Annotated in this window: 9 protein-coding genes; 4 read left to right on the top strand and 5 right to left on the bottom strand. The window is 51.6% G+C overall.

The window, feature by feature from the left end; genetic code table 11:
- The 3 genes from ACR9Y8_RS08045 to ACR9Y8_RS08035 all read right to left on the bottom strand — a co-directional run bounded on the left by ACR9Y8_RS08045 (nt 1) and on the right by ACR9Y8_RS08035 (nt 2,658).
- Nucleotides 1-216 carry a carboxypeptidase-like regulatory domain-containing protein gene (locus tag ACR9Y8_RS08045; RefSeq protein WP_481212730.1) on the bottom strand — a complete coding sequence of 72 codons (216 nt, stop codon included), beginning with the start codon at nt 214-216 and terminating at the stop codon, nt 1-3.
- Nucleotides 217-394: 178 nt separating this feature from the next.
- Entirely contained in the window at nt 395-1,288 is an 894-nt protein-coding gene (locus tag ACR9Y8_RS08040; RefSeq protein ID WP_481212729.1) for a carbohydrate kinase family protein, read from the bottom strand.
- A 44-nt stretch (nt 1,289-1,332) separates the two neighbouring features.
- Entirely contained in the window at nt 1,333-2,658 is a 1,326-nt protein-coding gene (locus tag ACR9Y8_RS08035) for a sugar porter family MFS transporter (RefSeq protein WP_481212728.1), read from the bottom strand.
- A gap of 197 nt (nt 2,659-2,855) precedes the next feature.
- Between ACR9Y8_RS08035 and ACR9Y8_RS08030 the strand changes: the two genes are divergently transcribed.
- Both ACR9Y8_RS08030 and ACR9Y8_RS08025 read left to right on the top strand, forming a co-directional pair.
- Nucleotides 2,856-5,609, top strand: coding sequence for a substrate-binding domain-containing protein (locus tag ACR9Y8_RS08030; protein ID WP_481212727.1), 2,754 nt, complete (start codon nt 2,856-2,858; stop codon nt 5,607-5,609).
- A gap of 33 nt (nt 5,610-5,642) precedes the next feature.
- Nucleotides 5,643-6,290 (top strand): NADPH-dependent F420 reductase, encoded by a 648-nt coding sequence (locus ACR9Y8_RS08025; protein ID WP_481212726.1) that lies wholly within the window; start codon nt 5,643-5,645, stop codon nt 6,288-6,290.
- Between the two features lie 7 nt (nt 6,291-6,297).
- Here the strand turns inward: ACR9Y8_RS08025 and ACR9Y8_RS08020 are convergent, their stop codons facing one another.
- Nucleotides 6,298-7,110, bottom strand: a complete 813-nt coding sequence (locus ACR9Y8_RS08020) for a M23 family metallopeptidase (protein WP_481212725.1) — start codon at nt 7,108-7,110, stop codon at nt 6,298-6,300.
- A 62-nt stretch (nt 7,111-7,172) separates the two neighbouring features.
- On the opposite strand from ACR9Y8_RS08020, the gene ACR9Y8_RS08015 reads away from it, so the two are divergent.
- Nucleotides 7,173-9,074: a glycoside hydrolase family 97 protein gene (locus tag ACR9Y8_RS08015; RefSeq protein ID WP_481212724.1), complete on the top strand. Its 1,902-nt coding sequence runs from the start codon at nt 7,173-7,175 to the stop codon at nt 9,072-9,074.
- 49 nt (nt 9,075-9,123) lie between these two features.
- Here the strand turns inward: ACR9Y8_RS08015 and ACR9Y8_RS08010 are convergent, their stop codons facing one another.
- Nucleotides 9,124-9,561, bottom strand: coding sequence for a phosphohydrolase (locus tag ACR9Y8_RS08010; protein ID WP_481212723.1), 438 nt, complete (start codon nt 9,559-9,561; stop codon nt 9,124-9,126).
- A gap of 177 nt (nt 9,562-9,738) precedes the next feature.
- Between ACR9Y8_RS08010 and ACR9Y8_RS08005 the strand changes: the two genes are divergently transcribed.
- Nucleotides 9,739-12,564, top strand: a complete 2,826-nt coding sequence (locus tag ACR9Y8_RS08005; RefSeq protein ID WP_481212722.1) for a glycoside hydrolase family 2 protein — start codon at nt 9,739-9,741, stop codon at nt 12,562-12,564.
- Nucleotides 12,565-12,579: the final 15 nt, after the last annotated feature.

Raw genomic sequence — 12,579 nt, 5'->3', positions numbered from 1 at the left:
CTACATAAGAGAAAGAGATCGTCTCTCCGGCGCAGCAGCGATGGAGAACCTGCCTGCGCTGTCGGTAATAGCCGACTGATTTTTGACCTGTACAGTAACGCCCGGTAAGGGGATCTGTGTGCTTTTTTCGGTGACAGTGCCCGTCACCTTTTTTTGTTGTGCAAAACTGCTGAAACTTGTCAGCAGGATTGCCAGCATAAGTAGACAATCTTTCATACGAACGTGGATTTTAAAAAGTTTCAGGTATGAGGTTTGAGGTTTGAGGTTTGAGGTTTGAGGTTCGTTAAAGGTTAGATGTTCAGAACATGCCATCCTGCTTCATTAAGTGTCCAACTGGCAGGCAAGGTAACTTGCCTTGAACCCGTAACTTTCAACGAACTTCAAACCTCAAACCTCAAACCTCAAACTTTAAATTTGTTATGTCATAATCCGGGCAAGCGCCCTTGTAAGTGGTGATAGTTGCAGCCAGTCTGTTGGCAAAATCCAGCATGGTATCGGGATCGGCCTTTTGAATAAGCATGGCGATAATAGCGGCCAGGAAAGAGTCGCCGCTGCCTACCGTATCCGTTACGGGCACCCGGTAACCCGCATGCTCATACAATTGGCCTTCCATATTCAGTATAGCCCCATTGGCCCCCCTGGTGATCACGATCGTGGGAATATGGAACCGGTCCTGCACCAGCTTGATCCGGTCCTCTATGCTCTTATAGTCGGTGAACCAGCCGGTAACCAGTTCCAGCTCATCTGCATTCATTTTAAGGATATGCGCCTTTTCCAGCAGGGCTTCTATCAGTGCACGGCTGTAATGAGGCGCCCGCAGGTTGATGTCTAGCACCCTGGTGTTGGCGGCTTCCAGCAGCTCAAACAGCGTAGTGCGGGATGTGTTGTTACGGTTGGCCAGGCTGCCGAATACAAAGTAACCGGTAGCCTCCACCATAGCGGTAGTAGCGGCATCAGGCACAATATGGTCCCAGGCCGCAGGCGAAACAATATCATACTGCATATCGCCCTGTGCATCCGGCTTAGCATGTACAATCCCGGTAGGTACCTCGTAGTCCAGCTGTATGTAGTCGGTGCAAACACCTTTCCCTTTCAGGATGTCCAGCAGTTTGCGCCCTCTTTCGTCAATGCCTATACGGGTGATCATAGCCGGGTTACAGCCGAGCTTATGCAGGTGATAAGCTACGTTCATAGGCGCGCCGCCGGGCTGCGGGCCGGAGGGTAGCAGGTCCCACAACAGCTCCCCGTAACATACGGCCTGATGCGCTTGCATTGGTTGATAGTTCATGAGTAGCAATTAGCAGTTAGCAATGTGCATTTAGCGTTCAGCGTTTAATGCATGATAAAAGTGGTTTCCAGTTGTTCCAGCGATTTGCCTTTTGTCTCCGGCATCACTTTCCATACAAACAGCAGCTGCAATACCATCATGATACAGAAGAACAGGAAGGTATGCCCGCCGCCCAGGTCTTCCGCCAGGATGGGGAAGGAGAAGGCGATCACGGCGGCCATCACCCAATGCGTAAGGCTGCCCAGCGTTTGGCCCTTGGCCCTTACCTGGTTGGGGAAGATCTCTGAGATAAACACCCAGATTACAGCCCCCTGTGAAAAAGCAAAGAAGGCAATGTATACCAGCAGGGCAACGGTCACGGCGATGCCGCCCAGGTCATTAGTGTAGAAGGCCCGCGATACAAGCCCCAGCGTTACGATCAGTCCTAAAGAGCCTATCAGCATCAGCGTTCTCCGCCCGATGCGGTCAATAAAATTGATGGCGATCAGGGTGAACACGAAATTCACAAAGCCGATCCCCACACTGGAAAGCAGGGAGGACTGTTTGCCCAGTCCCGTCATCTCGAATATCCGGGGCGCGTAATAGATAATAGCGTTGATGCCCGACACCTGGTTGAACACGGCAAACGTCACAGCCAGGAACACCGGGAAGCGGTGTTTGCGGGAGAACAGCGACTCACCGGCAGTATGCTGATTGCGTTGCATGTCGCTGCGGATAGCGGCTATTTCTGCCTCGTAATGATCCGGGCTGATGATCCGCATGGTGGCAGTGGCCTCCGCTATCCTGCCTTTCTTTACGATCAGCCAGCGCGGGCTTTCCGGTACGAAGCTTAACAGCACCAGGAAGAGGGTAGAGGGCAACACCTGTACGCCCAGCATCCAGCGCCAGGCTGTTTCACTTTCCTGTCCAATGAGGTAATTAGAGAGGTAAGAGATCAGGATGCCCAGCACGATGTTGAATTGGAATAAGGCTACCAGCTTACCCCTTGAATGCGCCGGTGATATCTCTGATATATAAATGGGCGCAGTCACCGAAGACGCGCCTACCCCAATACCTCCCATAAAACGGAAAAGCAGGAATACATACCAATTGGTGGCCAGCGCAGTGCCCAGGGAAGCCACCAGGTAAAGGGCTGCGATCAGGATTAAAGTCTTTCTCCTGCCCAGTCTTTCAGAAGGGATGCTGCCCAGCAGCGAGCCCAGGATGGTGCCTATCAATGCAATAGATACCGTAAGGCCATGCTGGAAATGATCCAGGCGCCAGTATTGCTGGATAGATTGTTCTGCGCCGGAAATAACTGCTGTATCAAAGCCGAAAAGAAAACCGCCTAGTGCTACTACTATGCTCCAGAAGAAGACTTTTTTCATCATAACGGGAAAAGATTTATCGCCAAACTATCGCAATGGCATACAAAAGCGCTATGCCTCCGTTTCAATCACTTTCGAAATTGTATCATCTGGTAATAAAACACTATACGTTAATAGTCAGTATAAAAAGCATCGGTTTATTTCTTAATTTTAAGAGAGAGTTTCAAATTTGTACCACGGCTTTCTACTTTTGTATCATCATGATGCCACGTTATTGTATTCAGCTGCGCTTCGTTTTATGGCTCGTCCTGGTCTTCTGGACCGGCTGCCGTCCTTCTCCTCCCGTTAAACATTACCGGATAGGTTTTTCGCAGTGCGGCGATGCAGACCACTGGCGTAAGTCGATGCTCGCGGAAATGCAGCGCGAGCTGTCCTTCCACCCCGGCATTGAGCTGATCTATAAACAGGCAAACGACAACAGCGAGCTGCAGGTGCGCCAGGTAAAAGAGCTGCTGGCCCGGGATATCGACCTGCTCATCATTTCCCCCAACGAAGCCCGTCCGCTCACCCCTGTGGTAGAGGAGGTGTATAATAAAGGCATCCCGGTGATCGTGGTAGATCGTAAGATCGCTTCCGCTAAATACACGAACTATATTGGGGCCGATAACCACCAGGTAGGTCTGCTGGCCGGCGAATATGTGGCTGCCCTCTTAAAAGGGCAGGGCAGGGTAATAGAGGTAACCGGTCTGCCGGCATCCTCACCGGCTATTGAAAGAACGCAGGGCTTCCAGGAGGCGATCGCAAAACATCCGGGCATCCACCTGCTGAGTACCGTACGCGGTAACTGGGTACAGCAGAAGGCCGAGCAAGCGCTGGACCGCATCCCCGCAACACTGACCCAGGCAGATCTGGTATTTGCCCATAACGATGTGATGGCCCGGGGCGCCCGCGAGGCAAGTGAACGGGCCGGAGCACAGCATATAAAGGTTATTGGGGTGGATGCGCTGCCCGGTAAAGGCGCCGGACTTGAAATGGTGGCCCGGCGGGTGTTGACCGCCTCCATGCTGTACCCTACCGGTGGTACAGAAGCCATTCGTAATGCCATCAGCATACTGCAGCACAAAGCCCTGCCCAAAGAAACCTTCCTGCAAACATTGGTGGTAGATACCACCAACGTGCGTATGATGCAGCTGCAAACCAATAAAATACTGGCCCAGCAGCAGGATATAGAACGCCAGCAGGATATGCTGGCAGAACAGAAAAGGGTCTATAACAGCCAGCGCACCATGCTGTATATCCTGGGCATTACGTTGGGCGCCGCCGTTGTATTTGCCGGTCTGCTTTTATATTCCCGCTATCTCAACCGGCGTATCAACCGGCAGCTGGCCTTGCAGAATGAAGAGATCAGCCGCCAGAGCCGCCAGCTGATAGAGATGAGCGCCGCTGCGGCAAAGGCCAACGAGGCCCGTATCAACTTCTTCACCAATATCTCCCATGAGTTCCGTACACCCTTAACGCTGATCATCACACCCCTGGAAGAGCTGCTGCGCCGCTCCCGCATCCAGGGCGCTGAACGCCAGCAGCTGTCTATTATCCGCCGTAACGCCATCCGCCTGCTGCAGCTGGTGAACCAGCTGATAGACTTCCGCAGGCTGGAGTTCAACAAAATGCAGGTAAAGGCGGCAGAACATGATCTGGTGAACTTCACCGGCGAGATCATCGAGTCCTTCCAGCCCACTGCCAAGAAACGCAGTATCGACTGCCGTATGATCACCACTGAAAGAAGCCTGCCAGTATGGATAGATGCCGGTATGATGGATAAAGTGCTGTTCAATCTCCTGTCTAACGCCTTCAAGTTCACGCCCGACAATGGCGCTATCCTGGTGCGCCTGGAAAAGAAGGATCATAATGCCCTCATCAGCGTGGAAGACAACGGCATCGGCATGTCGCGGGAAGTGCTGGAACATGCTTTCGATATTTTTTACCAGGGCGGTTACGACAGCCATAAAGGTTCCGGCCTCGGATTGGCCCTCTGCAAAGAGCTGGTGAACCTGCATCATGGTACCATTGCCGCTGCCAGTGAACCGCATAAAGGCGCTGTTTTTACCGTCGCCATTCCCCTGGGCAACCAGCATTTTGCGCCGGAAGAACTGAGCCTGCAGGTAGACACAAATGAGCTGCAGGAAAAAGACCCGCTTTACACCGCAGATCTCTTGCCGCTGGCGGAAGAAGAAGCTGTCAATCCAGGCGCCGCACAGGAAAAAGGCGTATTGCTGCTGGTAGAAGACAATCCCGAGCTGCGCAGCTTCTTAAAGCTCCGCCTGTCTGATGCCTACGAGATCCTGGAAGCTGATAACGGGCAGAAAGGCCTGCAGCTGGCCTTTGAATACCTGCCCGATGGGATCATCTGTGATGTGATGATGCCTGTAAAAGATGGCAACGCCCTGCTGAAAGAGATCAAGGCGGATGTGCGCACCGCGCATATACCGGTTATACTGCTTACGGCAAAATCTGCTCCTGAGCAGCAGGTGGAAGGCCTGCAGAACAAGGCAGACGCCTACCTTACCAAGCCGTTTGATTTCCAGGTGCTGCAGCATACGTTAACCAGCCTGCTGGCCAACCGTAGTCATCTGAAAGAGCATTTCACAGCCGCTATGCCTGCAGCCCTGCGCACTACCGTATCGCGTAAGGGCGATCTGCATTTTGTATCTGAGTTCACCGCTATCGTGGAACGCAACATCGGCAATGAGGATTTCTCTATCGAGGATATTTATAAGCAGATGAATATCTCCAAGGTGCAGTTATATCGCAAAGTAAAGGCGCTGATGGGAGTAAATATCAATGAATACATACTCGACACCCGTCTCCGGAAGGCAAAATATTACCTGCAGCACGAAGATCTCTCGGTGGCGGAAGTGGCCTATAAAACAGGGTTCTCATCACCCGCGTATTTTTCTACGGTGTTTAAGGGCAAACTGGGTATTTCGCCCACCACGTTCAAGGGTAAACGGTAATTTTTCGTTATATTCGTTTAAATACTCCACGCTATGAAAATAGGTATTATAGGTTCCGGCGCTGTAGGCCAGACCCTGGGCACTGCGTTCTTAGCAGAAGGTCATGAGGTAATGATGGGCACCCGCGATACAGATAAAAAGGAAGTGAAAAAGTGGAAGCATGATAACAGCGGCGCGCAGGCAGGCAGCTTTGAAACGGCGGCAGAATTTGGCGAGATCCTGGTGCTGGCCGTAGCGGGTGGAGTAGCAGCATCAGCCGTTCAACAGGCAGGCCCGATCAACTTCATTGGTAAAATAGTCATCGATACCACCAATCCCATAGCCGGAGTATCTCCTGAGCACGGCGTACTGAAATTCTTTACAGACCTGGATGAATCACTGATGGAAAAAACCCAGCGCCTGATCCCCCGGGCTAAGATGGTAAAAGCATTTAACAGTGTAGGCAGCTCACAAATGTATAAGCCGAACTTGCCCGGAGGCCCGCCTACCATGTTCATCTGTGGTGATGATGATGCCGCCAAGGGCACCGTAAGTGTGCTGCTGTCAGATTTTGGCTGGGAAACGGCTGATATGGGAAGGGCAGTGGCCGCCCGCGCAATAGAACCGCTCTGTATGCTCTGGTGTATACCCGGCCTTCTGCATAACCAGTGGTCGCACGCATTCAAGCTGTTGAAGCCATGACCACCGGCTAATATCCCCTGCTATAGGTTTCACTTTCCTTTAAATAACCGGCGCTGTTACCATCGCCGAGCCTGAATTTCGTCATGATTGTTTTCCTGTTCTCCCAACCCGCCAGGAAACAGTCAAAATGCAAATGCGGACCGCTGCTCCAGCCGGTATTCCCGCTGTAACCGATCACATCCCCTTTCTGCACATGATCACCAGGCTGCACCGTGGCGCCGTCTTTTCTCAGGTGTATATATTCTGCAAAGGTGCCGTCAGAATGATAGATCTGTATATAATTACCGTACTGTTTGCAGCTTTCCTGTGGGCAACCCTGGCTGTTGCTTTGCACCACCTTTATCACCACACCGTCACGGGCGGCCAGTATCTCCGTGCCTTCCGGCATGGTAAAATCCAGCGCGTACTGCCCCTGGTGGGAGAAGCTGCCATTATAGCCCTGGTAAACAAGGTGGCCGGATCCCTGGCGGTAAGGAAGATCATAGTCGTAAGTGCTGTCATACTGCTGCTGCAGCACGTTGCCCAGCACAAATTTATAATTGTACCTGAAGTTGTACGGGCGTGTAGGGTTCATGGGCGCCAGCTCGCATAACTTGAAAGCATCGGTCCTTTCAGGAACGATGAATACTTTTTCTGCAGATCTCACCACACGCATATTGTCAAGATAAGTGTCCAGTTGAACAGAGGCGGGGCAAAGTCCTGCATTGGCAGCATACAGGATGGTAGTAGTACCTCTCTGAGCGGTGTATACTTTTACTTCCTGCTGCGCATGGGCTAAGGTGACACAGCAACACAGTAATAAACCAAAAAGGGAACGCATAACATATCTGGGTTAAAACAGCTAATTTACACTAAGCTTTCGGAATAAATAAAGTCCACGCTATGAAGACGGTCTGCCTGGCTTTTGCCTTCCTGTTATCAGGCGCCTTTTCACAGGGCGCAGTTATCAAAGACATCTTCTCTCCCGATAAAAAGATCAGGGTGCACATTGCTGTTAGCAAAGGCATTTTCTATTCTCTTACATTCAACGGGCAAACCTTGCTCCGCCCTTCTCAGATCGCCCTGCAATTGGCAGGCCTCCAGGATGATTTTTCCATTAAACAGGTCACTACCCGCTCTGTAAATGAGCTGATCACATCCCCCGTACCCGAAAAAAGAAAGCGGATCCCCGATGCCTATAACGAAGTCACCATCCGTTTCCGTCATCCTTTCAGCCTTACCTTCCGCGTGTATAACGACGGCGTAGCCTATCGTTTTGCCACTCACCTAAAAGACACCATCACCATCAGGGGAGAAACAGCAGCGTTCAATTTCTACGAAGCTTTTCCCATATACTACCCTGAAGTAGTAAAACGGGAGAACGCCGACAGCTTTCATACCAGTTTTGAAGAACCTTATCAGCACAAGCCTGTAGACAGCCTTACTGCCAATAACCTTTGCTTCACGCCTGTGCTGGTAGCTGTTCCAAACGGACCGCGTATTGTCATTACAGAATCTGATCTCGAAGATTATCCCGGCATGTTCCTCACTGGCGCCGGGAACCATTCCCTGCAAGGAAAATTTGCGCCCTATCCATTGGAAGAAGAAGCAACAAACGGAGAATTTCCGCAGCTGGTGGTTACCAAACGGGCAGACTTCCTGGCCAGGACCGCCGGCAGCAGAACCTTTCCCTGGCGTGTACTGCTGATTGCTGCTAAAGACAGCGAGCTGCCTCTCAATGATCTTGTCTATCGCCTGGCTGCTCCATCCAGGCTGTCTGATGTTTCCTGGATCAATCCCGGCAAAGGCACCGATGAATGGATCATCGGCATCAACCTTTTTAACGTTCCTTTCAAATCCGGCATCAACACGGCTACCTACAAATACTATATCGACTTTGCAAAACGCTTCGGCTTTAGTCGCATCATGATGGACGCCGGCTGGAGTGATTATAAAGACCTCTTTAAGATCCATCCCGCCGTGGATATGGAAGAGATAGCCGCCTATGCAAAAGCGCACAATATCAAGCTCAGTATGTGGACCCTCGCCATGACGCTGGACCGGCAGCTGGAACCTGCCCTGCAGCAGTTCAATAAATGGGGCGTTGATTTTATTATGACAGACTTTATGGACCGCGATGATCAGCGCACGGTTAACTTCTATCACCGCATAGCAGCTGCCTGTGCAAAGCATCACATCATGATCATGTTCCATGGCGCATGTAAGCCAGCCGGCTTTAACCGCACCTGGCCCCATGCGGTGACACGCGAAGGTGTACTGGGATCAGAATATAACATCTGGAGCAATAAAGCCACACCGGAGCATGATCTGCTCTTACCCTTCATCCGCATGGTGTCCGGCCCTATGGACTATGAGCCCGGTCTGTTGGATAATGCGACAGAAAAAACCTTCCGTCCCATTGCTGATAAGGTGATGTCGCAGGGCACCCGTTGTCACCAGGGCGCAATGTTCATCGTATACGACAGTCCCATGCAGATCTTTTCCGGCAACCCCTCCCAGGGCCTCATGGAGCCTGCTTATATGGAGCTCCTGGGCAGTATCCCTACTGTTTGGGATACTACGCTGGTCATCACCGCCGCATTAGGCGACTATATTGTTACTGCGCGTAAGAAAGGAGAGGAGTGGTTCATTGGAGGGATGACAGACTGGTCGCCCCGGGAATTATCTGTCCCGCTGTCTTTCCTGGATGCCGGCGCTTATGAGGCAACTATTTGCGCAGACGGCATTAATGCAGACCGCTATCCTTCAGACTATCGTATAGATACCTTTCGGCTGGCCGCTTAGGATTCGCTCAGCATCCACATGGCCCCGGGTGGCGGTTATATAGCACGGCTCAGGAAGCTGCATCAATAGCAGCGGTAACCTGCCGGTAGGCCTTCAGATATTTGTTCAGGCGTGCAACATCTTCCGCCTTTACTTCCGGCATACGCCGCAGGTCCATGTTATCCGTAAGGTCATTCAGCTTTACCTGGCAGGCCAGGCGGTTAGGCAGTATGCGTGCCGTGAAATGATCATAATCTTCATCAGGAGATAATTTCGTAACACAGCGTAAAGCTTCCAGGATCCTTGGACTAAAGCCCTCTGCCGCCAGCTGATCAAATGTCCAGTCCGTATCTTCCACCACATCATGCAATACACCGCAGATCTTTTCTTCCTCTGTCTTCCCCATGTTCATCACCCGGGTAACATGACCAAGATAAGGCGCCCCGTATTTATCAGTCTGGCCTTTGTGCGCCTCAAAGGCTATTTCGATCGCTTTTTGGAGTGTCATATGGTAAATATAGTTAAAAGCACTATTTTCATTGACATCATGTCAGTTTGACAAGAAAATTGTCCATCATTTACAGTTATATTTTCCATTGTGTACCCAACACACAGTAGATAAATTTGTATACACATACCTTTTCCATTTTTAGCATACAGTAGTCAATAACAGAGATTCCACATTATGAAAAAAACCAAGTTACTGATAGCCCTTGGCGGCATCTTATGCTGCAATATTTTTTTCTTACACGCACAGCAAAAGCTTCCACTGGCAGGCCAATGGCATTTTAAGCTCGATAGGGAAGATAAAGGACTTGATGAGCAATGGTACCGCCAGCAGCTGACAGATCCTGTAAAACTGCCCGGTAGCATGCAGGCTCAAGGTTATGGCGACAACCCTTCCGTGCGCATCAATTGGATCGGTGAAAAAGCCGAGCGCTTCCTGCAACAGGAAAAGTACGCCCCTTATCGCAGCGATGAGAATTATAAATTTCCCTTCTGGCTCACGCCCGTAAAATATTACACCGGCCCGGCCTGGTATCAGCGGGAAGTGAATATTCCCGCAAACTGGAAAAATAAACATATCACCTTAACGCTGGAACGCTGCCACTGGAGCAGCACCGTTTTTGTAGACGATCAGCCCGCAGGGGCAGACAGCAGCCTGGCAACACCGCATGTGTACGACCTCAGCGCTTTGCTTACACCCGGTAAACACACGCTCAGTATCCGGGTAGACAACCGCTATATTGTGGATGTTGGCGTGAACGCACACAGCGCCAGTGATCAGACACAGGGCACCTGGAATGGCATTGCCGGTAACATGGCGCTCGAAGCAGGCGATCCTGTATTCATCAAACAGGTACAGGTGTTCCCTGATCTCGCTGCTAAAACAGCCAGCGTAAAGGTTTGGATCGGGCATACTACTCCGCAGGCCGCTGCCGCTAAGCTTAGCCTGCATGCGCAATTACCGGGCAAAGGCACTGCACTGCCACCGCTTACACAAGACCTTGCTGCCGCCGATAGCGTTGTCACCTTGCAATATCCCATGGGGAATGACCCGCAGCGATGGGATGAATTTCATCACGGGTTATATCAACTCTCCGTTCACTTACAGACGGCGGATAACAAGTACAGCGATGAACGTAAGGTGCTGTTCGGGATGCGTGATATCCATGCCCAGGGTGATAAGATTTTTGTGAACGGCCGCCCCATCTTTCTCCGCGGCACACTGGAATGTGCCATCTTTCCGCTCACTGGTTATCCGCCAACAGACACTGCTGCCTGGGGCCGCATCTTCCGCATCCTGCAGGCGCACGGCCTGAACCATATGCGCTTCCATTCCTGGTGCCCGCCCGAGGCTGCCTTTACAGCCGCCGATCATGCAGGTATCTATCTCTCCGTGGAAGTCGACGCCTGGGCCGAGGTGGGACAAGGTACTCCAATAGACCGCTACCTGTATGAAGAAAGCAATCGCATCGTAGCTGCCTATGGCAATCACCCTTCCTTCTGTATGCTGGTGCCCACCAATGAACCTGCCGGCGGTAAGAAACGGGATCCTTATCTCGCCGCCTTCGTTCAATACTGGCAGCAGAAAGACAACCGTCGCCTGTATAGCGCTGGTTCCGGCTGGCCGCTCATTGCACAGAACGATTACCACATCACACCTGACCCCCGTATACAAGGCTGGGGCGAAGAGCTGAAAAGCGTCATCAACGCACAGCCGCCCAACACTTTGTTTGATTTTAAGGAGAAGATGAAAAAGCTGCCCGCACCGGGCAAACCCGTAGTAGCGCATGAAATAGGGCAGTGGTGCGTATATCCCGACTTTACAGAAATAAAGAAATATACAGGTTTACTGCAGGCACGCAACTTTGAGATCTTCCGCGATTTCATGAAAAAGGAACACCTGCTGCCACAGGCGCATGACTTTCTCATGGCCTCCGGTAAGCTGCAGGCGCTTTGCTATAAGGCAGACATTGAAGCAGGCATGCGTACCAATTATGCCGGCTACCAGTTGCTGGACCTGCACGATTTTCCCGGACAAGGCACTGCGCTCGTAGGCATCCTGGACCCCTTCTGGAACAGTAAACCTTACTTTACACCGGCTGCATTCCACCGCTTTTCTTCCGCCACTGTTCCGCTGGCGCTGATACCAAAATTCACCTGGAAGAATACAGAAACCTTTAGCGCAGCAGTGCAGGTATCACACTTCGGAAAAGACCGCCTGCAACAAACACCCTTGCACTGGCGAATAACAGGAAAGGATAAACGGGTATTGTCCAGTGGCGTTCTGCAGGCTGATCTCGATTTCCGTACAGACAATCCCGCGGGCAACATCTCCTTCGATCTTTCCCGTGTAAAGGCGCCGGAAAAGCTGAACCTGGAGATAAGCGTAGGCAAACTAGGCGTGAACGATTGGGACTTCTGGGTGTATCCAGACCAGGTGAACACAACAGCACCTGCCAATCTGGTAGTAACCGAAACACTCACCCCACAGATCCAAAAGCAATTGGAGAACGGCGCCTCCGTACTGCTGCTGCTCAATGGAAAGATCAGGTCTGGTAAAGGAAAGGAAATAAAGACCGGCATGTCAACCGTATTCTGGAACACCGAATGGACCAGCGGCCAGGGGCCACACACCCTCGGTATCCTGTGCAGGCCCGCTGCGCCTTTATTCAAAAGCTTTCCTACGGAGTATTACAGCAACTGGCAATGGTGGGACCTCCTGCATACTGCGCAGCCTATGGACCTGCACGGTTTTCCGGCGTCGCTCATGCCTGCCGTGCAGCTGATAGACACCTGGTTTGATGCGAGGAAGCTGGCCCTGTTGTTCGAAGCGCAGGTAGGAAAAGGAAAGATCATGGTCAGCTCCATGGATCTCACACATGACCTGGAGCATCGCCTGGCCGCACGCCAGTTGTACAGCAGCCTGCTGGCATACATGGAAGGAAAAGATTTTAAACCGGCTGTAGCAGTAGATATAAAAAATATTCAGGCTTTATATGAATAGACGTTTTCGCCCGCT

It is taken from the genome of Chitinophaga sp. SVR4-12A (assembly GCF_056754765.1).
The sequence above is the reverse complement of the archived record's forward strand: the minus strand, read 5'-3'. Positions and strand labels throughout refer to the sequence as shown.

What these genes read in the sequence shown, in the direction of transcription:
- ACR9Y8_RS08025 (WP_481212726.1), top strand. Translation starts at nt 5,643, where the DNA reads ATGAAAATAGGTATTATAGGTTCCGGCGCTGTAGGCCAGACCCTGGGC.
- ACR9Y8_RS08020 (WP_481212725.1), bottom strand. Translation starts at nt 7,110, where the DNA reads ATGCGTTCCCTTTTTGGTTTATTACTGTGTTGCTGTGTCACCTTAGCC.
- ACR9Y8_RS08040 (WP_481212729.1), bottom strand. Translation starts at nt 1,288, where the DNA reads ATGAACTATCAACCAATGCAAGCGCATCAGGCCGTATGTTACGGGGAG.
- ACR9Y8_RS08030 (WP_481212727.1), top strand. Translation starts at nt 2,856, where the DNA reads ATGATGCCACGTTATTGTATTCAGCTGCGCTTCGTTTTATGGCTCGTC.
- ACR9Y8_RS08010 (WP_481212723.1), bottom strand. Translation starts at nt 9,561, where the DNA reads ATGACACTCCAAAAAGCGATCGAAATAGCCTTTGAGGCGCACAAAGGC.
- ACR9Y8_RS08015 (WP_481212724.1), top strand. Translation starts at nt 7,173, where the DNA reads ATGAAGACGGTCTGCCTGGCTTTTGCCTTCCTGTTATCAGGCGCCTTT.
- ACR9Y8_RS08035 (WP_481212728.1), bottom strand. Translation starts at nt 2,658, where the DNA reads ATGATGAAAAAAGTCTTCTTCTGGAGCATAGTAGTAGCACTAGGCGGT.
- ACR9Y8_RS08045 (WP_481212730.1), bottom strand. Translation starts at nt 216, where the DNA reads ATGAAAGATTGTCTACTTATGCTGGCAATCCTGCTGACAAGTTTCAGC.
- ACR9Y8_RS08005 (WP_481212722.1), top strand. Translation starts at nt 9,739, where the DNA reads ATGAAAAAAACCAAGTTACTGATAGCCCTTGGCGGCATCTTATGCTGC.